We start from the raw sequence: 23,746 nt of genomic DNA on the forward strand, positions 1-23,746 counted from the left end.
ATATGTGTTATATGTACCAAAAATACAAAATAAAGTACATATTTTGAGGTTTTGAGATTTTTTGTCTCAAAAATGAATCGCTTAGAAGTTATACCGTTTACTCCTCCAAAACCTCAAAAGCCAATTTCTTCTTCCCATCCGAATCAATAAGTCCAAATTTTTTCTGTGGATTCGTTCGCCAAGGACGATTGCCGACAACCGAACTTGGAATGTCTTTAAAATCGTATAAAGTCCAAGCTATATACGAGATATTTTCTGCTTTTAAAACGACTTCCATTTCTTTGTAATAGTTGGCTTGTTTTTTCTCCGATCCTGCAAATGGTTTCCAAAATCCGCCATACGAAGATTGTCCAAATTCGCCTAAAACAATAGGTTTGTCAATGATTTTTGACTTTAAATTGGCATACTCCTGCGTAAAATCTGCAGCAGCGTTGTAATAGTGAAAAGACACAAAATCGAGCTTATCTTGCAGTAAATGTGCATTTTCCGTGTTGGACCAACCAATGGTAGTCAAATGTTGGTTATCAATAGATTTTACAAGCGAAATCATACTTTCCAACCAAGCCAATACGTTTTGTTTTCCACGCGATTCAAAGTCCAAATTGGGTTCGTTTTTGATGTCCCACGCTAAAATTGCTTCGTGGTTTTTAAAGTTGGAAATAATGGTTTCTGCGTGTCGTTGTGTTAGTGTCCAATCTAAAATTTCATAATTTCCGTAGAAGTCAAAAAGTGTCACCACCGCTTTGAGTTGTTTGCTTTCGGCAGCATCTAACACTTGCTGTAATTTTTGCAGCTTTTCCTCTTTTACATTTGCTTTGCCAAAGTCTTCGTATGGAATGAAAATTCGGATCGTATTGAAACCTGCATCTTTCATAATATCGAAGTCTTTTTTGATGATTTCTAGGTCAAATTGATCGCCAAACATATCCCACGGCGTTGCTTGCGGATAGTAATTGATTCCTTTTATATGCAGGTTAGAAATCGCTTGGGTTTCCGCAACTTTTTCATCAGTTTGCACACTTTCTTTGACCAAATGCCGCACACGCCAAAAACCATCTTCTAAGAGTAAAACAACTTTGTATGTTGCCGTTTCCGTAGTTTCCATCACAAACATTCCATCTTTGTATAACTGCTTGTATTCCAACACGTTTTCATCTGTTAACACAATGAGTTGTCCGTCTTCACTAAAGAATTCAATATTGGGTTGGTGCGACAATGTTGTAGCATGTACAGATATGTTTTGTTGCTGATTTTGCGAAACGAAATTTATCACATTTTTTCGCGCGTTTTCCGTATAATAATCGTCAATTCCCATGGTTTGATTGGTTTTGTACGCCACATGTTTTACATACCAAGCATTTAGATAATCACTTTCAATTTTCGCCAAGGTTTGATTGTCTAGCTTTCTACCTTCATTTCCGTCATTTGCCCAATTCATTTTTGGCAAATACACATCTGCTTTTTTCACTTCCGTGTGCAACATTTTGCTTCTGTCCGCGCCTGTATTGAGATAGGTAAACGCGCTACTGATCAAGAAAATGAGCATGGAAATGATGACAACGTACGTCAACACCAAAAAGCTACGCATGATATTTTTGTCTGCTGTTACCATAGTTTTTTGTTTTGAATGGTTTTTGTAATTCCTGCGGTTGTGATTTCGAAATCGTAGTTTCCGTTGCTGCAACTATTCGGATTTAGTTGAAAATTGACAAATCCATCGCGTGATTCTTTTTGGTAGGTTTCAAGAATTTTTCCATTTTGGGAAACTTTTAAAGTCACTTGCAAACCATCGGGAATGAGTTGATTCATAAAGCTTCGCAACGGACCAACTTCCATATTTCTGTTATTTTCTGAGAACGAAACGGTAAAATTTTCAATGACCTTTTTGTACGTGAGCGAAATTGTGTTGCTTTCCGAAATTCCTACCACAAATGCTTGAATGTCCCAAGTTGCTGCACGATCAGGATGCAACATTTTTGCCGTTGCAATACCGTCAATCGTCATTCCCGAAGTTTTTAGTAAGTTTCCATTGGCGTTTGTAATGATAAATTCCACGAAAGTGCCATCGCTGACGACATTGTTATTTTTGTCTTTTAAGATCGAAGTGGTAAACGTGGTTATTTGATTTCCGTCTGCGTATTCGTGAGAACGTTTGGCGAAAATTTCAAAATCGGTAGCAATTGCGGGCATGATTTCTACCGTAAATTCTTTGGAATTCAATCCTAAACATTCCGTAGCGAGCAACATTCTGCCGCTTTTTTGTGGCGAATAGAGATTTTGATACGCAATCAAATGGTTGGTTTGCACAATTTCCTGTTGTTCGTTTGCTAAAAATTGACGTTTTATAGTGACTTCCGTTTTTGCCTTTACAGGATTGTCCAACGCATCTGTTGGAATCACAACCAACATCGTATAATCGGTTTCGCCAGCTTCGATACTTGGCGGACCAACATAAGTTTCCAAAGACACAGGATTTGCTTGTGGAATGATGTGGAACGTTCCCGAAAGCGAAGTTGTGTTCTCTAACAATTTCCAGTTGACAACGCCAATTTTGTTACACATTTGTGTCGGAATCGCGTAGTGTAGTTGATTTTTTTGCACTTTCGGAGACACTAAAGTCGTTCCGTAACTGTTGGCACAATACAACAGAATAGAAGGATCTTGCGTTCCAGAAAATGTTAATACTACGGTTTCGCCCGCCGTGAATTTTTGTTGCGAAGTTTCTAGTTGAATCGTTTCGGTGGTGTTCACTCCGAGTGCATTCGCGCTTGACGCAAATAGTAGAAAACAGTATAAAAAGTAGCTATATTTCATCATTTTGGGTTTCCGATATACGCATTGAGTTCAATTTTTACATATTTGTAGATTGAATTTTCAATAGCTTGTAACTGGTTTTTATTTTTTCTATTTGGGATGATTTTATTGGAAATATCCGCATTTGGCAAACCGTTTACGTAACAGTTTTCCATATTTTTACTAATGGTTTGAATGGTATCATTTTGCAAGATTGTGTACTGAAAAGCGTGTTTGCGTTGTTGGCGAATTCCACGATCTAAAAATTGATGATCAACCCACAAAAGTTCTTTGTTTTCATCATAATACGAAATCAATACTTGCGGAATCGTAATTTCTTGCAAACCGCTATTGAACAGGTTTCCATGGATGGTTTTTTTGTCAATTTGAAGCTGACTCAACACCAAATTTTTATACAAATCCGAACCAGAAACGTTTCCTGCGGCTTGCAAGTTGAATTTGGTTGGTACATCCGTAAATTCCACAGGCGTAAATTCGTCCGGATTGAAGGTTTCAGGAATGGAATCTTGCGTTTTCGACCACGCAATTCCTTCAAAGTTGATTCGGAAGGAAGTCACTTCTTTCGGCATCAATTTGTGCTTCATGTGGTATTTGGCGTTATACGTTGCCAATTCCACATTTTCATTAGTGTACAATGTTCCTTTTAGCACCACATCCGCAGGCACATTGTCAATATTTTGCACTTCGCCCACAATAGCATAATGGCCATTTCGTTTGACTAATTTTGCCGTAATGATCTCTAAAACAGGTTGTTTTAACACATCTTCATGATACGTTTGCTCCGTTGTAATGCGTCTGCGTCCGTGATTGAAATAGGCTGTTTTGTTATTGGAAAATAATTGATCTGGCGGCAAATCGGCAGTCACTTTTTCTGCTTCTAAAAACCATTTTCCATCTATTTTTACAACAGTTTTGTAAGTTGTTTTGTCAATTTTTTCCAACGGTGTAATCCACTTTGTGAGTACTTTTAGTGTTGCCAAACTATCTGTTTCCGTGGTCACTTTTGTTGCTATCGCGTCTAGTTTTGCGTATGAACTCAACAAACCATCTGTTGCCGAAATTTGTAACATGTACTGCGCAATTGTCAGATTATTTTTTGGATTGATAAAACTGTGAGCAGTTTCAAATTGTTTGAAATCAAGCGCATCGTAATAGGCTTTTACTACATTTTCAGGCGAACGTTGCGCATCGTTTTTTATATAGAATTGGTAGCTTCCAACTGCCAAAATTCCAATCAAAAGAATTGCCCAAACATGATTGATGGTGACAAGTTTGCTTGAAAATTTTGTGTAGCTTTTGTGGTATTGTATATATGCTTGTTCGTCTGTTCGCTTTCGCTGGATGTATCTCAGAAAAATGGGTTGAATGTTGCACAAAATTGCCAAGATCACTGTCAGAAACGGAATGATTCCCCAAATCAATTTTTGCCAAGTAGCAACCTCATCTTTTGGTAAGATGGAAGATAATGGCGGAACATTCAGTTTTTCCCAAACCATGATGCCGTTTTCTAACGGTGACAAGCGTTGCCAGCCACAGAAATAGAGAATTGGATCGTAAAATTTATCGTTAGAGAAAATGTATTTCAAGTTATATTTTTCGGGGGTTGTGAGGAATTGTTGCAACGAACCAATTCCGGCAACACCTTTGAATTTAGAGTTTTCCAAACGTTCTATAGGTCGTGTGGTCAATTCAGGCAAACGACGCGCCGAATGATAGTTTCCATCCACAGTGAACGCGTTGGTTTGTGCCGATAACCACGCCATTTGATCGCCAAAACCTAAAGTTAAATACCGCCATTGATCGTGTTGATCTTGATTGAGAAAATTCACAATGGGCAACATGTTGATTTTTTGTGGTTGTGATGGACGGAAATAGCCCAAACTCATTGTAAAAATTGTCATAAAGACGAATAACATTGCCAATCCGCCGCCAACAATTCGGTGATACATGGCACCAAATTTTTCTTGGAAATACGTTTTTAAATCTGCTTCTGCAAAACGATAGGCAAATTCGCCAAAAAGCGGCAACGACATGATGGAAGCCCACAAGGTGAATCTGTCTAAAGTTAAAATATTGAAAGCGGTTTCACCCAAAATCATGCGTGGAATTGGTGTTGTTCCGCCTGTTCCTAACACAAATAGTAAGGTGATTGACAAACCGAAAAATAAATACCGTTTGCTGTAGTATCTGTAGAAAATGTATGGTAATAAAAACAGCAAAATTCCCCACGGAATTAAGAAAAAAACCAGTCCAGATGAGGTAATTTCTAGGAAATGATCACGCGAACCGTGCGGAATGGGCACTTGCGTAATCGGGTTGTTTTTTGAGTTGATCCAGTAGGGTAAAATACATCCGACAATAATTACCAAAGAAGACATTCCAAAACCAATGATGCGTTTGAAAAGTTTCCAAAAGCTTTTCCAAAAAACGTTGAATGTGACTTCTTTCATAGTATTGACACGTTCACGGGAAACGTCCATAATCACCATTCCGATTAATGGAAATATGAAGAATATCATTCCAAAAATTGGCGTTACATGATGAGAAGTTACTGTCACCGCAATCAGCGAAAGCGACGTAAAAAGATAGTTGTATTTGCCTGTTTTTAACCAAAGATAAATCTCTGGCAAGGCATGCATTAAAACCGAAATTCCCACAATACTTGGCAATTGTCCAAAGATGTGCAAGGTTTCCACAAAAGATGAAGAGAAAACGGCTAAAATAGCGGCATATCCTGCTACTTTTTTGTTTCCTGTCATCAGTAACGAAAAGCGATAAACACCTGTAATAAATAGGATGATGGCAATAATCGCAACTGTAAATAATCCAAATTTGAGTCCGCCAATAAACGACAACGCGCCAATAGATTGATGTACTAACGGCGGATAACTCATGACTGTGAATCCTGTGTACCATTTGTAGTTCCAAGGTTCAAACCAACTGTTGGCGTAATGATCGGCAAAGAATAAATGGATTAACGCATCATACGTAGTTTCGAGCGTGAAAAAAATAGACGTACCGTGAAACACCACTGCAAGAAGTAGTGCTATTAGTAAGAGTTTGTTCGTCGTTTTTTTCATCATGAGATGCAATGCTTTTTCGATGAAATAAAGATAAACTGTCTGCTTTTTAATTGGACTAAAGGAAATTGCATTTCGTCTAAGGATAGGTTCGTTTAAGGTGTTTTGGATAAAATTGACCGCGAATCCGACCTACTTTTGACCTGTAAGTCGTTCGGAAAACCTCTCGAATACAACACAAAATTATAGTCTAATTAAAAACTACATGCAATGAAAATTTTAGCGATTGACGATCAGAAATTAGTATTAATTCCTTTAGAAAGCAGGTTACAGGCATTGGGATATCAAGTATTGACAGAAACCAACGCCCTAAAAGCTGTTGAAATGTACGATATGTTTCAGCCAGATTTGGTGATCGTAGATATGAATATGCCAACCGTTTCGGGAATGGACATTGTACAACATATCAGAACTATTAGAAAAGATGATACTCCTGTGATGATTTTATCGGGAAATACCGATGATAATTTAATCACAAAAGGTTTTGATTTAGGCGTGAATGATTATATGAAGAAACCTTTGAGCTTAAATGAGGTTTGTGCACGTGTGAAACGATTGATTGGTGTTCCAGAAAATACGGCTGATATTGCTACAGAAACTGTAATGATTCAACAACGTTGTGTCGGTGTTGTGATTCCGTGTTATAACGAAGCCGAACGTTTGCTAAGTAAAGAATTTACCGATTTTGTGGATCGTAATTCTGGGTATCATTTGTGTTTTGTGAATGATGGAAGCAAAGACAATACGCTAGATGTTTTACACAAGTTACAGAAAGGCAGAGAGGATTTTGTAACCGTGTACGATTGTGAGAAAAACGGTGGAAAAGCAGAAGCAGTTCGATTGGGAATGTTGCACATGGCGGAAAGAGCTGATTTGGATTATATTGGATTTTTGGATGCGGATTTGTCTACCGATTTGGCAGATTTTGACGAATTGGTTTCGACGATTGAAAACTCTGATTTTAAGATTGTAAGCGGCTCAAGAATTAGCAGAATGGGCGCAAATATTACGAAAGAATCGGCACGTAAAGTGATTAGTATGACGATTAATTTGATCATTCGAACCATTTTATCCATGAATTTTAAAGACACGCAATGTGGCGCCAAAATTTTTCACAAAGATGTGATTCACTTAGCGTTCGACAAGAAGTTTATTACCAAATGGTTGTTTGATGTAGAAATTTTTATGCGCATGCGAATTCATTTCGGATTGGACAACGCTAGAGCAATGATGTGCGAGCAGCCTTTGAAACGTTGGATTCACGCAGATGGTTCTAAGTTGTCTATGAAAGATTCGATCAAAATTATTGGTCAGTTAGGACAGATTGCTTGGTATTACAATCGCAAAAAAAAAGTTTCAACTGAAGCTATAAATACTGATTTTGAGATTGCTTAGCCTGTAAAAATAGCACACGTTTCCCCAATTCCCAAAGATTCCCCTAAACCTTAAAACCCTACCTAATGAAGATTGGAATTCTAATTATATTCCGTAATGATGAAAATATTATTGACGTACAGAAGTTTATTGAACTTTTTTCGCAAAATGTAAAACTGAATGTTTGCTTGGTGAATAATGAAAGTACCGACAACACATTTGCACTTTTAAAAGAGATTCAAGAAGAAGCCGAACTGTCGATTTCTGTGATTGATGTAAAGAAGAATCGCGGTCATGATGCTGCCGTCAAAGCAGGCATTCGGTATTTGAATAGCGCACACGACTTGCCTTTTATTTTGTGTTTGAAAACCTATGTTTCTGAGGATTTTTTAACACTTGAAAAGGTGTTTGCTAGTATTCAACAAGAAAAAGGTATAGTGACCGGTTTGTTTCAAAAAACCAAACGTATTGTACAAAAGAATGTGTTTTCGTTGCGTGGTGTTTTGGAGTTTCAAACTTGATTCTGAGTCACTGTAATTTTACCTCGAATTGTTTTATTTACATAATTTCTAATAAGTCTAAAAGCGTAGCAATCTAAGAGGTTTCCGTATACGCGGGAACAAGCCTAAAGCAAAGCCGTATCTAAAAATCTCAATACTCACTACTAATATCTCAAAACTAGTTCTATTTCCCTTTCCCTTCCACAACCACAACAATTTCACCTTTTGGTGGTTTGTTTTGATAGTACGCTAAGACTTCTTTCGCTGTACCGCGAATGGTTTCTTCGTAGAGTTTGGTAAGTTCACGGGAAACTGAAACTTGTCGGTCTTCGCCGAAATATTCACAGAAATGTCCCAAGGTTTTGACCAATTTGTGTGGCGATTCGTAGAAAATCATGGTGCGTGTTTCTTCTGCAAGAAGCTTCAATCGGGTTTGTCTGCCTTTTTTCACGGGCAAAAATCCTTCAAAGACAAATTTATCATTGGGCAATCCGCTATTGACTAGTGCTGGCACAAACGCTGTGGCTCCAGGCAAACATTCTACAGGAATTTGATTTGCAATACAGGCGCGCGTCAACAAAAACCCAGGATCAGAAATGGCTGGTGTTCCTGCATCGCTGATTAAAGCAAAAGTTTCGCCTGCTTTCATGCGTTGCACTAACGTTTCGGTCGTTTTATGCTCGTTGTGCATGTGGTGACTTTGCATTGGTGTCGTAATTTCAAAATGCTTCAACAGCTTTCCACTCGTACGTGTATCTTCTGCCAAAATCATATCGACATTTTGTAAAACCTCCACAGCTCTAAAAGTCATATCTTGGAGATTTCCAATAGGTGTTGGCACAATATAAAGTTTCATCAATACAAGTTTAGTCGTTGAAATTTTGAGTTTATTCTCAGTCCAAAAATAACCATTACTGTATAAAAAGTAGTAATTCTGATATCTTAATTGTTCTATATACGCAACCTTTTCAGAATTTTCCCATCTTTACAGTAATTATGAAAAACCGATATTTAACCATCTTCTTTCTGTTCTGTTCACTTTTTGGATGGAGTCAAACCACAGATTTATCTGCAAGTATAGAAGCTACTGATCTTAGTGGAACACCAATTTCAAACATTGTAATTTTTCAAGAGTTTTATTATGTAACTACCATAAGTAACTCTGGCAATGGCGTGAGTAATGCCACATTTACACAACAGTTAGCTCCGAATGTAACTGCGTTAGCTATAGAAAGTCAAAATGCCGTTGGTGGTGCAGCCAATGCTACAAATTTGGTATACAATCCTACTTTGGGAACAGTGACAGCGTTGCTTCCCAACTTACCCAATGCTTCTAGTGTAGAGATTCGAATATTGGTGAGAGCACCCAAAGTTTCTGGAGGAATTTCTACCACTGCAACCATTACTCCACCCAATGGTACTACAGATACAGCTCCTGATGGAAATACGTCCATTATTTCTATGAATGTCACGTATGCGCCATTAGATTTTTCGGTAACATACCAACAAGTGAATCCTGTATCTGGAACAGGAATTTCTGCTTGGGGCGATCAGGTTACGTATGAATTTACCATTACTAATAATGGTGCATTTCAGTATCCGATTGATGATTTTGGATTATTTCAAGGATTGGCGTCTAATTCAGTTAATGGTTCTGCCACATTGCAACTCATATCACTAAATTGTATTGCTGCCACAAATGGTGTGGATTGTCCGTTAGATTTGGGGATTTTTCCACAAAACCCAACGTTGGTAGTTCCCATTCAAGAAGTATATCAATACGATCAAGAACTAATTTTTCCTTCGCAATCTAGTCTCACTTTTAGTGCCGTTTTTGAATATACAGAAGGTGATTGTGGCGTTGAATCTGAGTTAATTAGGATGCAAAGTTTTGCAGAAATCACATTGTCGGAAGCCAATACTGCATCCAATCAATCCAATATAGAAATCACCAATTTATTAGATTCTACGGTATGTCCGTGTACCGATGTTTCCATTGATACCGTGCAAATAAATCCTACGCCTGGCGGTGTTTTATCTGGTTGGGATCAACAAGTGACTTACCAAACGACATTGACCAATAATGGTCCGTTAGATACGACAATTCAGTTCTTTTTTCAAAACTTAGGAATCCCTTGGGATTTTATTTCTATTAGTTGTATTAGTGCTACTGGTGGCGTCACCTGTGCTGATATTAACTTTGATACCACAGATCAATTTTGGGAAGTAGACAATTTTTCTATTCCCGTAGGTGCGATCATTGTGATTGAAACCATTGTACAATATCAAGAGCCTGAATGTCCAACTGATAGTGTTAATGATTCGCCTTTTAGAACCACCGTCAACATGTTGCAACATATTGATTGTAATGACGTTGACAATAATGATTTTGATACGATCACATTGCCGCAAGCGCTCGGAACTGCTGATTGTATCACTCCGACAGCAGTAAGTATTACAAAAACACAAGTAGCTCCTATGTTGCCTTTGGGAAGTTCTGAAAGCAACCCAGTTCCTTGGGGCGATATTACTTATCATATTACAGTTGAAAATAATAACTTGAATGACATTCCTGTCAGTTTAGCTGATTTTTATGGAGGTACTACTTCTGCTACGGGTATTTTACAATCGGTCACTTGTATTGCCACAACTGGAACCGCAACTTGTGTTCCGATACCAAACGCCAATATTGGGACTCCTTTTACTGCAACAGGAGACGTATTTTGGGAAATTACAGAAGCTGAAAATTGGGTGCTTCCCGCAGGAAGCTCCGTTACTTTTGAAGTTGTCGTAAATTGGAATCCTGCATGTTCTAGTTTGGTAACACCAGTAACAAATGCTGCTACAGTGAATATTACTGGATTAAATAATGCATCCATAACGGTAACGGAGACAAGTTACCTTACCTCTTGTGTAGATTTGATCATTCAAACATTTCCTTCGCAACCGACAACGCCTGTAAACTCCAACTTTAATTGGATTGTAGACATTACCAATAGCATTTCGAGTTCCACCGCCACCAATGCCATATTTACGACCACTGTAAACAACGCTTTTACAATCACAGGAACGCCCACATGTACTGTAACTACTGGAAATGCCACGTGTATTTCATCATTTATGGTAGATACAACTACGAATGAAGTTTCGGGAATCATCCCATTACTAGAGCCTGATGCAACCATACAAATTGTCATTCCAGTAACAGCGCCTGGTTTTGGAGGTTCGTTTACAAACGTTGCCGAAGTACAGCCCGATCCTGCGAACAATGCAGAATCTGATCAAAGCACAAATATCTCTATTTCAAGCGTACAAGTATTATCGCCAACGGTGAGTAAAACATTTACACCCGACGAAATTATGGAAATGCAAACCTCTGTGTTGACATTTACTATTGACAATGTTCCTGGAAATTTAGCACAATCAGGCATTTCTTTTACGGATAATTTACCTGCGGGAATCGTCTTAGCGGGCGATCCGTATTGGGTAGCCGATAATGGCGCTACAGCAGATTTTGTCGGATTGACAAATGACACTTTCGTGGGAATCGCCAATTTGATCATTCCTGATGGCGTTGCTAGTTGTACATTTGCCGTTGTCGTTACTTCAAATACGAGCGGTTTCTATACGAATGAATTTGCCAATTTCTCAAACTTGAATAATATTGACGCCAGTGCAGTACTTGCTACGTTGAATGTTTTGCCAATTCCGCCAAGTGCTGATTTAGAAATTTCACTCGCGCCCAACCAAACAGAATATTGTGAAGGTGATGAAGCTATATTTACGCTCACCATTACCAATAATGGTCCTGACGATGCAGAAAATGTCGCCATACAACATTATTTAAATCCTTTAGGCTTTAGTTATCTTTCCGATGATGCAGGCGGAACGTATACAAGTGCCACAGGAATTTGGGAACTTTCTGGAATTAGCATTGCTGGTACAGCCGGCAACAATACATTTACCGCCGAAATTACGACTATAATTTTAGATGTTGATGCTACTAACAATCAATATGAAACTATGGCAGAAATAACTGCTTCAAGCATTTTTGACATTGATAGCGACGTAACTGCTAGTTTTAATATTGACGATTTAGGAGACTCCGTTGCAGATGATGACGAAGTACAATTAGAAGTTACCGTTTTTGAAATTCACAACGATATTGATTTGGCTATTGATGACATAGAAGTTTGTATTGGAAATACGGCTACAATTACGATTGACAATCCAACCGCAACCTACACGTACAATTGGTATGAAACATCCAATCCTACGCAAATTGTATTTACAGGAACTATGTTTGAAACTGGAATTCTCACTCTGGATACAACCTATGAAATAGAAATCATCAATGAAAATAATTGTCCTGGCATTGCACGTGAAATGGTTCAAGTAACCGCAGTTTCTTGTATTGATTTAGGAATTGAAAAAACAGTAGATACTGACATGCCTTCTATTGGTGAAACTGTTACATTTACCATAACCATCACCAACAATAGCAATGAAGAAGCTACCAATATCATCATAGAAGAACTATTGCCAAACGGATACGAATATGCGTCACACGTAGCAAGTAATGGTACCTACGATGAAAGTACACAATTATGGACGATTGGAAGTGTAGCCGCAGGAAATTCAGCCACTTTAACGCTTATGGTAACAGTTGTAGATGGTGATGATTATACGAATGTTGTTGAAATTATCAGTCAATCTTCTGTAGATAGCAATCCAGCAAATAATAGCGCAACCGCGATTACATTTCCAGATTGTTTGCAAATTCCTAGTGGATTTTCACCAAACAATGATTTGATAAATGATGTTTGGGAAATTGCTTGTTTAGAGAATTATATAGACAATGAATTGCTTATTTTCAACCGTTGGGGGACTGTCGTCTATAAAACCAGCAACTATACTAATAACTGGAATGGTGAAGCCAATCAAAATACGGTGTTACTCAATAAAAATGGGCGTTTGCCAGTTGGTACGTATTTTTATGTGTTGAAATTACAAAACAATACCATTGAAAAAACGGGCTGGGTGTATTTGAATTATTGATTTTTTTAGACCGCTAACGCTTTTAGATCATCAGACATTTTTGTCATTGACTTCGTCGAATCTTTGATTTCCTTCGAAGGCAGGAATCTCTCTGTATGTGATACTGAGTCAAGCTCAGCATGACGCTACTATTGTATTTTCTCGAAATGTCACTTCGAGTGATTTTCGATAGAAAATAGTATCGAGAAGTACTGGGAATACAGAAATTATATCTATTTTTTCTGTCATTCCGCATTTATTGCGGAATCCAATTTGAAACACTTTAGATTCCATACATGTTAACTCTTTCTAAAAAATCAAACTACGAAAACTTACGCTCAATAATTCCCATAAAACGTGTTTCGTACTCTTCTTTGCCTGCCCAATTATTATAATCAGGTTTGATCATATTGTAGATAAAATCTTTGGCTTCTGTTTCGCTTTCAATCGTATTCAATTGAGAAATCACGCGGTTGTAATCTTCTTGATTGCCATCAAATAAATGTTTTGTAAAGGCAATTCGGTCATTTAATCCAATAGAAATTCCTGTATTCAAGCGATCATTCAATGATTTTGGTTTGGTTTCCTTTTTCACCTCTTTTACCTCAACAGCAGCTTTTACTTCCTTCGTCACCGTCTCAACTACTTTTGGTGTTGGCGCAGGTTTTTCAGCTTCTGCTACTTCTTCACTTTTAACAAACGTAGGTTGTGGCATTACATCTGCTAAAATATCTTCTAGCGTTTCACGCTTAGGTGATGGAGGAGTTTCTTTTGCTAATATTGGATCTTCTTCGCCATCTTCTGGCATTTCGGCCACCATATTCTTAATGGTTTCCATTAAAGGTGCTACCAAATCGTCTTGCTCAGGATCTTCACTTACCAAATGATGTCTGGTGAAAGAATCATCTTCAGCGTTTTGTTCTACTTTATCATGATTGTACACATTCTCTAAGGTTTGGAAAAAAGAAGAATCTGCATAATCGGGTACCGTATCTTTAAATTGTTCTTCAAAAAACAATAGTACAGACAATTTTTCAAAAACTTCTTTCGCTTCTTTGTGTAATGCAACTACATCTTCTTTACCTTTTAATTTTAGGATTCGATGCGCGATACTCACTAAATCTCCTTCTAATTTTTTCTTCATAATTTTTAAACTAATGTCGTTGTATAACCTTTGATTTTTTAATAAATTTGTTCACCTTTACAAAAACGAGTATAAATTCGTTTTCGACTTGAAAATTACAAAATGTTTCTCGAAAATACAGTAAATCATAAAGAACAATTTGGTTGGATTGAAGTTATTTGTGGTTCCATGTTCTCTGGAAAAACAGAAGAACTGATCCGAAGACTCAAAAGAGCCCAATTTGCAAAGCAAAAAGTGGAAATCTTCAAACCTGCTGTTGATGTTCGTTATGACGAGGAAATGGTCGTTTCTCATGACGCAAACGAAATTCGCTCTACCCCTGTTCCCGCCGCCGCCAACATACGATTATTAGCCGACAATTGCGATGTTGTAGGAATTGACGAAGCACAATTTTTTGACGATGGTATCGTTGCTGTTTGTAATGATTTAGCCAACAAAGGTATCCGCGTTATTGTTGCTGGTTTAGACATGGATTTTAAAGGAAACCCTTTTGGTCCCATGCCTGCGCTTATGGCAACAGCTGAGTATGTTACCAAAGTACATGCTGTTTGCACACGAACAGGAAACCTAGCACAATACAGTTTTAGAAAATCCAAAAGCGACGATTTGGTCTTGCTAGGAGAAACTGATGAATACGAACCATTAAGCCGCGCTGCTTATTATAAAGCAATGCTCAAAGAATCAGTGAAAGAGATTGAAGTTGATGATGCGGAAGAAATCATTCCAAAACAACAACCTGACAACTAACTACCATAATGCAAAACATTCAAGAATCTGTTTTAGAGATTAATTTTAAAGCGCTTAAACATAATTTCGAGTTTTTAAAATCAAAAACCAACACAGGTACCAAAATTTTAGCCGTCGTAAAAGCTTTCGGCTACGGAAGTGATGCTGTTGAAATTGCGAAGTTTCTACAAGACGAACTCAACGTTGACTATTTTGCCGTTGCCTACATTCGTGAAGGTGCCTATTTGCGCGCTGCAGGAATTACCACGCCAATTTTAGTATTACATCCACAAATTGTAAATCTAAAACACGCCATTGCGTACAATTTAGAACCCAGTTTATACAACGATCGTGTGTTTACAGCTTTTGCTAAAGAAGCCGCCAAACAAGGAAAAAAAGACTATCCAGTTCATATAAAATTTAATACCGGACTCAATCGTTTGGGCTTTTTTCATACAGACACCGATTTTGTTATTAAAAAGTTGAAAACGCTATCGCAGATAAAAGCAGTCTCCATTTTATCACACTTAGCCGCTTCAGAAGATCCGAACGAAAAAGAATTCACTCAAAATCAAATACAACTCTTTAAAGAAATTAGTGAAGCGTTTGAAAAAGGTCTGAATTACAAACCAATGTTACACATGACCAATACTTCGGGGATTTTAAACTATCCAGAAGCACATTTTGACATGGTTCGCACTGGAATTGGCTTGTATGGCTTTGGAAACGATCCAAAATACGATAAACACCTACAACCTGTCGCTTCCTTAAAATCGGTCATTTCTCAAATACATCGCATCGAAAAAGGAGAAAGTGTGGGTTACAATCGCGCGTTTATTGCCAACGATTATACAACCATTGCAACCATTCCACTTGGACATGCAGACGGAATAAGCAGACAATTTGGAAATGGTGTGGGCAATGTCATTATCAATGGAAAACCTGCACCAATCGTTGGAAATGTTTGTATGGACATGATTATGGTAAACATTACGGGAATCCGTTGTAATGAAGGTGATGAAGTCATTATTTTTGGAGAAGGGCAAAATGCAGAAGAATTTGGTGAAAAAATAAATACCATCTCGTATGAAATCCTCACAGCGGTCTCTCAACGAGTAAAACGTGTATTTCTTCGGTAATCTGAACAATAGTTTCAAACGACAAATTGAAAACTATCATAATTTTTATTACTTTTAAATTCAATAATAACTAACAATCAACATTATGATTAAAGAATTTAGAGAATTTATCACTGGCGGAAACGTTATTGAATTCGCAGTAGCCGTAATTATGGCAGGCGCAATTGGTGGCGTTGTAAAAGGGTTTGTAAGCAATATTGTAATGCCTGTTGTTGGGTATTTTACTGGCGGACAAGACTTTTCAGAAAAGAAGATCATTTTAACGGAAGCCGTTGTTGATGCAACAGGAAAAGTAACTACACCCGAAAATGCAATTATGTGGGGAAGTTGGGTTAACACGATCGTAAACTTACTAATTGTAGGATTGGTAATGTTTATCATTGTAAAAGCATACAACAAAACCAAAAAGAAAGAAGAGCCAGCTCCAGAAGCGCCAAAAGGACCTTCTCAAGAAGAATTATTAGCAGAAATTAGAGACTTATTGAAAAAATAAAAGTTCTCAACACATACTATAAAAAGCCACTCGTTACGAAGTGGCTTTTGTTTTAAATATAACTTTTTGTTAAATATTTGATATTTAGAAAAATTTATCGATTTTGCCCAGTAATTATTGCTAATTTTACCAAATTAAACATGCAATCAAAATATAATTGATTGTTGTGTTTTTGTGAAACAGATAAAAAGACTTAAAAAAATATACACATGAAAGTAGCAGTTGTTGGTGCAACAGGAATGGTAGGAACAGTAATGTTAAAAGTATTATCAGAACAAAATTTTCCTGTAACCACATTAATTCCTGTAGCTTCTGAAAGATCTATTGGAAAAAAAATTACCTATGAAGGAAACGCGTATGCGATTGTAAGCATGCAAGATGCGATTGACGCCAAACCCGATATCGCATTGTTTTCTGCAGGCGGAAATACTTCGCTAGAATGGGCACCAAAATTTGAAGCCGTAGGAACTACGGTTATTGATAATTCTTCCGCTTGGCGCATGGATGAAACCAAAAAATTAGTTGTACCAGAAATTAATGCCAACCAATTAACGGCTACTGATAAAATTATTGCCAATCCAAACTGTTCTACGATTCAAATGGTGGTAGCGTTGGCACCATTACACAAAAAATACACCATCAAGCGTATTGTGGTTTCTACCTATCAATCCATTACAGGAACTGGCGTAAAAGCAGTGCGACAGTTAGAAAGTGAATACGCTGGCGAAAAAGGAGAAATGGCATATCCGTATCCAATTCACAGAAATGCCTTGCCACATTGCGATGTATTTGTTGAAAACGGCTATACGAAAGAAGAAGTAAAATTAGTGAATGAAACGAAGAAAATCTTAGACGATAACACCATCGCAATTACGGCAACTGCCATTCGAATTCCTGTGGTTGGAGGACATTCGGAAAGTGTAAATATTGAATTTGAAAATGATTTTGATGTGGATGAACTTCGCAAACTATTGCACGAATCCCCAGGAATTGTGGTACAAGACAATCCAGACGTTAATGTATATCCGATGCCAATTTACGCCGAAGGAAAAGACGATGTTTTCGTGGGAAGAATTCGCCGCGATGGTTCGCAACCAAATTCACTCAATATGTGGATCGTTTCTGACAACTTACGCAAAGGAGCTGCCACCAATGCGGTTCAAATTGCACAACATTTAGTAAAGCATCAATTGGTGTAATTGTAAACAACATAAGTTAAAAGAGGTCTTAAAAGTTCTAAAAGCCGTCATTCTGAACTTGATTCAGAATCTCATCAAACAGATTACTAACTGTTATGAGAAACCGAATCAAGTTCGGTTTGACGAAATTTCGTCTTTTAGACAGCCTCTTTTTTATACAAAAAACTGAAAATTAATCAGTTAAAACATCACTACAGAAGTTCTAGTTGTTGAAAATAGTTAGTAAATCCGCTATCTTTTTTTTATATTGATGTTACACTAACACAAAATTCTACACCTATGAACTCCAACTTCACCAAAATTATCCGTTTTGTTTTGGGCTTAATTCTTATTGTATTTGGCGCCAACAAACTTGTCATGATTTTTATGGAATCTGGCTTTTTACCACAACCTTCCATGCCTAATGAAGCAGAAAAATTTATGGGATCATTGAATGCTTCTGGATATATGCTCCCTATTGTTGGTGCAATAGAAGTATATGTTGGCGTATTGCTCATTCTTAAAAAATGGGTGCCTTTTGCGTTGATCTTACTCGCGCCAATTTCTGTAAATATTGTACTCTTTCACTTCTTTTTGGACTTATCTGGCGGAATGATCGGTGCATTGATCGTTGCCACATTAAATATAATACTCATTTACAAACATTGGTCACAATTTAAACCGTTGTTCTATTAGTAAATTTGATATCAAACAAACCGTAAACAACGACACCTTACACATCAAGTAAAAACCTTAGCATTTTGTTAAAAGCCACTTCCAATTGAACGAAGTGGTTTTTTTATCCTAAATTTGAAACAAACCAATATTTGTGTACAAACCGACTTTGCTTCTCACCGAATTCACGACCATAACATAGAACTTCTTGCAAATTCGATGCTACACAAAAAAATTAAACACAAACACTAATGAAACACTTGTTAAAAATTAGTTTTCTTGCAATACTTTTCTTCTCATGCGAGAAAGAACCAGAAAAAAAACCCATCACAGTGACGTACACAGAAACACAACAAAAAGAAGTGGTTGACACGTATTTTGAAACTGAAGTGAAAGATCCATATCGTTGGCTTGAAGACGATCGTTCCAAAGAAACTGAAGCTTGGGTAAAAGATCAAAATAAAACAACGTTTGACTATTTAGACAAAATTCCTTTTAGAGAAGCGCTCAAAAAACGCTATGAAAAACTATTTAATTACGAAAAAATAAGTGCGCCTTTTATACGAGGAGAATACACGTATTTTTATAAAAATAATGGACTTCAAAATCAATATGTAATCTACCGACAAAAAGGTGATGGAGAACCAGAAGTGTTTTTAGATCCAAATAAATTTTCAGAAGATGGCACAATTTCCATGGGAGGCGGATTGAGTTTTTCTGACGACAAAAAAACGGTTGCATACGCCATTTCAGAAGGTGGAAGCGACTGGCGAAAAATTGTAATCATGGATGTGGCTTCAAAAGAAGTAATTGAAGATACATTGGTAGACATTAAATTTTCAGGAATTTCATGGAAAAAAAATGACGGATTCTACTATTCAAGTTACGACAAACCCAAAGGAAGTGAATTATCTGCTAAAACCGATCGCCACAAATTATACTACCACAAACTAGGAACTTCGCAAAAAAATGATCCTGTTATTTTTGGTGATACCGAGGGAGAAAAATACCGCTATGTATATGGTGGCGTTACAAAAGATGGTAAATATCTATTTATATCGGCAGCAATTTCTACTTCTGGTAACAAAATGTTCATGAAAGATTTGTCAAAACCAAACAACAAAATAGTCACAATTTTAGACAATACAGACACAGACTCAAACATCATAGAAAATGTAGGTTCTAAACTGTACATTATGACGAATATGAATGCGCCCAATCGAAAAGTGATAACCGTAGATGCATCTAATCCGTCTCCAGAAAATTGGGTAGATTTTATTCCAGAAACCGAAAACGTACTCAGTATTTCTAAAGGTGCAGGTTATTTTTATACAAAATATATGGTTGATGCCGTTTCAAAAGTTTTACAATACGATTACGATGGAAATCTAGTCCGCGAAGTAACGTTGCCAGGTGTTGGAAGTGCTAGTGGATTTAGTGGTGAAAAAGAAGATGAAATATTATACTATTCGTTCTCAAACTATAAAACACCAGGAACTACCTATACGTACAATCCAAAAGACGGAACTTCAAACGTATACAGAAAACCGGGTATTGACTTCAATCCAGATGAATATGAAAGCAATCAAATATTCTATACATCAAAAGATGGAACGAAAGTACCAATGATCATCACTCACAAAAAAGGCATTAAAATGAACGGTAAAAATCCTACAATTTTGTATGGTTACGGCGGATTCAACATTCCACTAACACCTTCATTTAGTGTGGCAAATGTCATTTGGATGGAACAAGGCGGAATTTACGCAGTAGCAAACCTTCGTGGTGGTGGCGAATACGGAAAAGAATGGCATGATGCCGGAACTAAAATGCAAAAGCAAAATGTATTTGACGATTTTATCGCTGCGGCGGAATATTTAATTGCAGAAAAATACACGTCTAGTGATTTCTTAGCCATTCGTGGTGGCTCTAACGGCGGATTGTTAGTGGGTGCAACCATGACACAACGCCCAGATTTGATGAAAGTTGCCTTGCCAGCTGTGGGTGTATTAGACATGTTGCGTTACCACAAATTTACTGCAGGTGCAGGTTGGGCATACGATTACGGAACAGCCGACGACAGCAAAGAAATGTTTGAATACCTAAAAGGTTATTCTCCTGTACACAATGTAAAAAAAGGTGTAGCATATCCAGCAACCATGGTGACAACAGGCGATCATGATGACAGAGTTGTACCAGCGCACAGTTTCAAATTTGCAGCAGAATTACAAGCAAAACAAGCAGGAAACAATCCAACGCTGATTCGTATTGAAACCGATGCAGGACATGGCGCAGGAACGCCAATTTCAAAAACCATTGAGCAATATGCAGACATTTACGGCTTCACATTGTTCAACATGGGCTTTACAGAATTGCCGAACAAAGCAGTTTTGGAAGAGTTTAAGAACTAATTCATTTCAAAACATCTTTTCGAGTACACTGAGCGGAGTCGAAGTGTATCGAGAAATACTATGAATACTATCATAACCGCCAAATTGAACTTCAATTTGGCGGTTTTGTTTTATAGTTAAACTGGTATTGCCATTGTCATTCCTCACCAGTTGCGGAATCCACTTTAAAACGCAACATATTTTTTTCTTTAATACGCATTTCTCAATTTTTAATGAATCTGTATAAAATTACTATCTTTGAGTATAAAGTTTTCGTTATGGACTTGCAATTGGAAAAATACAAATTGATGGAATGGTTGGTAAGTTTGAAAGACGAATCAATCATTCACAAATTAAAAAAAATTAAAGAAACGAATCAATCAGAATATGCTATTTCTGAAGCTGAACAATTATTCATTGAAGCTGGTTTAAAAGATGTTGATGAAGGAAATACTTTTACACATCAGCAAGTTATGGAAGAAATTAGTAAAAAGTATGGAATTTAGTAGATGGAAATTATTTGGTCAAAACTTGCAAAAATTACATATATAGAAATTCTGGAAAATCTTATCTAAAGGTGGACAGAAAGGGAAATTAAAAATTTTCATAGTTTAACTAATCAGACACTAAAAAATATTCAAGAAGATAAAATTGAGCATCCAGTTATAAAAGATAACCTTGAAGTGCAAAAGTGTATCATTCATAAAAATGTTTCTTTATTCTACAAAAAGGATAAAACAGCTAATAAAATCTATCTCATCACCTTTTTTAATAATGGAATGAATCCTGAAACATTGAAAAAATTACTCGAAGATTAATCGCTTAACAATTGCCAGCGAAATAATTAAAAATCTAAATTCTTAACTCATGATTCTAGAATCCAAAAAATAGATTTTCAAAGATTATCTCCGTATTTTTGCAGTTCTAAAAAATTGCCATGCTCAACGTTCAACAGGTTTCCTTTTCCTATTTGGAAAACACGCCGATTTTAAAAGACATTTCGTTTAAAATTCCACAAGGAACGCATGTGTCTATTATTGGCGAAAGTGGATGCGGAAAAAGCACCTTACTCAAATTGTTGTATGGTTTGTATGATGTAAATGAAGGTGAAATTTTTTGGAAGGATGAACCCATCTTAGGGCCAAAATACAACTTAGTACCAGGTTTTGAACACATGAAATACGTAGCACAAGATTTCGATTTGATGCCGTACACAACGGTTGCAGAAAACATTGGAACCTTCCTGTCTAACTTCTATCCAGAGGAAAAACAACAACGCATTGATGAACTCTTGGAAATGGTAGAAATGACCGCTTTCGCGAATGTAAAAGCAAAACTACTCAGTGGCGGACAGCAACAACGCGTTGCCTTAGCAAAAGCCTTGGCGCGCGAACCCGAAGTATTATTACTTGATGAACCGTTCAGTCATATAGATAACTTTAGAAAAAACGCATTGCGTAGAAATCTGTTCAGCTATCTCAAAAAAGAAAACATTACCTGCATTGTGGCCACACACGACCGAACAGATGCATTGGCATTTGCAGATACAACAATTGTCTTAAAAAAGGGCGAACTCATCGCGCAAAGCGATTCTAAAGAAATTTACAAAAATCCACCAAACAAATATGTAGCGTCGTTATTTGGCGAAGTCAACGAATTACCTGCGAGTTTATTTCCAGCAATTGAAACAGAAAGTGAAACCATTTTAGTCTATCCGCACCAGCTAAAAATTTCAGAAACTTCCAATTTTAAAGTGATTGTACAGCAAAGTTACTTTAAGGGAAGTCATTATTTAGTATTGGCGAAATATGAGGATATGGTGGTGTTTTTTGAGAGTTTGGAAGCGTTGGAAGTTGGGGTTTTGATTGGGTTGGAAATCACATAATTCGTAAATCAAAAGTCTAAAATCACAAATAATCCCATCCCAAAGGTAGGACAAAAGCACGTTGAGTTGTTATATATAATGAGTAACTCACTAAAAATCAAACACAACAAACGTTATTTTTGTTATATTAGTGCTCTAACTAAACTAAAACATGATTAAAAGACTACGTAAAATTGCTATTTTAGCAGCACTTTCTGCTATTTTCTTTTCTTGCTCCGACGACAATGATCCTGCCAATCCTGATCCAGATCCGCCGATTGCTATGGATGATGATTATATCCCAATTCCAGAATCACCCGTAGTATTAGACATGGACGCGTTTCCATTCAACACACTATCTGAATACAGCTTTTTTGAAGGCAATATGAAAGAACAAAACCCTGTATTAGGTGTGATTCCGTATGAGCCGATTTCTACACTATTTACCGACTACGCAAAAAAGAAACGCTTCATTTGGATGCCAAGTGATGTGCAAGCAACCTATGCTGCCGATACAGAAGTGATTGACATGCCTGTAGGAACCTTTTTGATTAAAACCTTTTATTATACTAATGTACAGCCCAATAACGATACACGCATCATAGAAACTCGTTTAATGCTGAAAAAAGCGGACGATTGGTATTTTGCTGATTACATTTGGAACGACGAACAAACAGAAGCAACTTTTAGTCTTAGCGGTTCGTTTACCAATGTAGAATTCCTAGAAAATGGCGAAATGAAAAGTGCCAATTATAGAATTCCTTCGGAAGTAGAATGTTTTACCTGCCACAAAAGCGGTACAAGTTCAGTTCCAATCGGGTTAAAACCGCAAAATCTAAACAGCATGTACGATTTTGCAGATGGCACCGAAAATCAACTACAAAACCTTATTGATGAAGGCTATTTGGAAGATAATTTACCGACAACGATTAATACGGTTGTAAAATGGAGCGATGATACACAGCCTATCGAAATGCGTGTACGTTCGTACATAGATATTAACTGTGCACATTGCCATCAAGAATTATCACATTGTGATTACAGACCGATGCGTTTTGCCTTTGATGAATCTGCCGATCCAACAAACTTAGGTATCTGCGTGGATCCTGATGAAAGTATTCCAGAGATGACCAAAATTGTAGCGCCTGCGCAAAGCGAAAGTTCTGTACTATACTTCAGAATTAATACCGAAGCCGAAGAATTTAGAATGCCATTACTCGGTAGAACTATCATCCATGAAGAAGCTGTTCAAATGATCGGACAATGGATTGATGGACTCACAACCGAATGCGATAGCGAAGGTGGTGGCGATGGCGAAGATTAATACCAATC

General features: G+C 37.2%; 17 protein-coding genes. 12 read left to right on the plus strand and 5 right to left on the minus strand.

The genetic code is table 11. From position 1 onward, the window contains the following. Positions 1–97: 97 nt before the first annotated feature. Genes KORDIASMS9_RS05020 through KORDIASMS9_RS05030 form a run of 3 tightly spaced genes read right to left on the minus strand, consistent with a single transcriptional unit; the run spans position 98 to position 5,894 of the window. Positions 98–1,612, minus strand: a complete 1,515-nt coding sequence (locus KORDIASMS9_RS05020; RefSeq protein ID WP_114901791.1) for a glycoside hydrolase family 2 TIM barrel-domain containing protein — start codon at positions 1,610–1,612, stop codon at positions 98–100. Next, the gene (locus KORDIASMS9_RS05025; protein WP_240321133.1) at positions 1,606–2,817 is read right to left on the minus strand and encodes a hypothetical protein; all 1,212 of its coding nucleotides are present in this window, start codon (positions 2,815–2,817) and stop codon (positions 1,606–1,608) included. The genes KORDIASMS9_RS05020 and KORDIASMS9_RS05025 overlap by 7 nt, the downstream gene beginning before the upstream one ends. Continuing rightward, on the minus strand, positions 2,814–5,894 hold the full coding sequence (locus KORDIASMS9_RS05030; protein WP_114901792.1) for a hypothetical protein: 3,081 nt from the start codon (positions 5,892–5,894) through the stop codon (positions 2,814–2,816). Before KORDIASMS9_RS05030 ends, KORDIASMS9_RS05025 begins: the two co-directional genes overlap by 4 nt. A 210-nt stretch (positions 5,895–6,104) precedes the next feature. Between KORDIASMS9_RS05030 and KORDIASMS9_RS05035 the strand changes: the two genes are divergently transcribed. Together KORDIASMS9_RS05035 and KORDIASMS9_RS05040 are read left to right on the plus strand one after the other, a co-directional pair. Then, positions 6,105–7,289, plus strand: a complete 1,185-nt coding sequence (locus tag KORDIASMS9_RS05035) for a response regulator (protein ID WP_114901793.1) — start codon at positions 6,105–6,107, stop codon at positions 7,287–7,289. A 65-nt stretch (positions 7,290–7,354) separates the two neighbouring features. Further along, complete coding sequence (locus KORDIASMS9_RS05040) at positions 7,355–7,789, plus strand: glycosyltransferase (RefSeq protein ID WP_114901794.1); 435 nt, start codon at positions 7,355–7,357, stop codon at positions 7,787–7,789. A 163-nt stretch (positions 7,790–7,952) separates the two neighbouring features. Here KORDIASMS9_RS05040 and rsmI read toward each other — a convergent pair whose 3' ends face one another. Then, the gene (rsmI, locus tag KORDIASMS9_RS05045; protein WP_114901795.1) at positions 7,953–8,624 is read right to left on the minus strand and encodes a 16S rRNA (cytidine(1402)-2'-O)-methyltransferase; all 672 of its coding nucleotides are present in this window, start codon (positions 8,622–8,624) and stop codon (positions 7,953–7,955) included. A gap of 140 nt (positions 8,625–8,764) precedes the next feature. On the opposite strand from rsmI, the gene KORDIASMS9_RS05050 reads away from it, so the two are divergent. Continuing rightward, positions 8,765–12,826 (plus strand): gliding motility-associated C-terminal domain-containing protein, encoded by a 4,062-nt coding sequence (locus KORDIASMS9_RS05050; RefSeq protein WP_114901796.1) that lies wholly within the window; start codon positions 8,765–8,767, stop codon positions 12,824–12,826. Positions 12,827–13,127: 301 nt separating this feature from the next. Here the strand turns inward: KORDIASMS9_RS05050 and KORDIASMS9_RS05055 are convergent, their stop codons facing one another. Further along, positions 13,128–13,949 carry a hypothetical protein gene (locus KORDIASMS9_RS05055; RefSeq protein WP_114901797.1) on the minus strand — a complete coding sequence of 274 codons (822 nt, stop codon included), beginning with the start codon at positions 13,947–13,949 and terminating at the stop codon, positions 13,128–13,130. Positions 13,950–14,051: 102 nt separating this feature from the next. On the opposite strand from KORDIASMS9_RS05055, the gene KORDIASMS9_RS05060 reads away from it, so the two are divergent. The 9 genes from KORDIASMS9_RS05060 to KORDIASMS9_RS05100 all read left to right on the plus strand — a co-directional run bounded on the left by KORDIASMS9_RS05060 (position 14,052) and on the right by KORDIASMS9_RS05100 (position 23,738). Continuing rightward, positions 14,052–14,696, plus strand: a complete 645-nt coding sequence (locus tag KORDIASMS9_RS05060; RefSeq protein ID WP_114901798.1) for a thymidine kinase — start codon at positions 14,052–14,054, stop codon at positions 14,694–14,696. A gap of 8 nt (positions 14,697–14,704) precedes the next feature. Beyond that, positions 14,705–15,814 (plus strand): alanine racemase, encoded by a 1,110-nt coding sequence (gene alr, locus KORDIASMS9_RS05065; RefSeq protein WP_114901799.1) that lies wholly within the window; start codon positions 14,705–14,707, stop codon positions 15,812–15,814. Between the two features lie 85 nt (positions 15,815–15,899). Next, a complete protein-coding gene (mscL, locus tag KORDIASMS9_RS05070) occupies positions 15,900–16,307 on the plus strand; it encodes a large conductance mechanosensitive channel protein MscL (protein ID WP_114901800.1) in 408 nt (135 codons plus the stop codon). 209 nt (positions 16,308–16,516) lie between these two features. After that, positions 16,517–17,506: an aspartate-semialdehyde dehydrogenase gene (locus tag KORDIASMS9_RS05075; RefSeq protein WP_114901801.1), complete on the plus strand. Its 990-nt coding sequence runs from the start codon at positions 16,517–16,519 to the stop codon at positions 17,504–17,506. Positions 17,507–17,785: 279 nt separating this feature from the next. Then, positions 17,786–18,181, plus strand: coding sequence for a DoxX family membrane protein (locus KORDIASMS9_RS05080; protein ID WP_114901802.1), 396 nt, complete (start codon positions 17,786–17,788; stop codon positions 18,179–18,181). Between the two features lie 230 nt (positions 18,182–18,411). Continuing rightward, entirely contained in the window at positions 18,412–20,571 is a 2,160-nt protein-coding gene (locus tag KORDIASMS9_RS05085; protein WP_114901803.1) for a prolyl oligopeptidase family protein, read from the plus strand. Positions 20,572–20,828: 257 nt separating this feature from the next. Beyond that, on the plus strand, positions 20,829–21,056 hold the full coding sequence (locus KORDIASMS9_RS05090; RefSeq protein WP_114901804.1) for a hypothetical protein: 228 nt from the start codon (positions 20,829–20,831) through the stop codon (positions 21,054–21,056). 431 nt (positions 21,057–21,487) lie between these two features. Beyond that, the gene (locus tag KORDIASMS9_RS05095) at positions 21,488–22,435 is read left to right on the plus strand and encodes an ABC transporter ATP-binding protein (RefSeq protein WP_114901805.1); all 948 of its coding nucleotides are present in this window, start codon (positions 21,488–21,490) and stop codon (positions 22,433–22,435) included. A gap of 151 nt (positions 22,436–22,586) precedes the next feature. After that, complete coding sequence (locus tag KORDIASMS9_RS05100) at positions 22,587–23,738, plus strand: hypothetical protein (RefSeq protein ID WP_114901806.1); 1,152 nt, start codon at positions 22,587–22,589, stop codon at positions 23,736–23,738. The last annotated feature ends 8 nt before the right edge of the window (positions 23,739–23,746 follow it).

It is taken from the genome of Kordia sp. SMS9 (assembly GCF_003352465.1).
Taxonomy (GTDB): Bacteria; Bacteroidota; Bacteroidia; order Flavobacteriales; family Flavobacteriaceae; genus Kordia.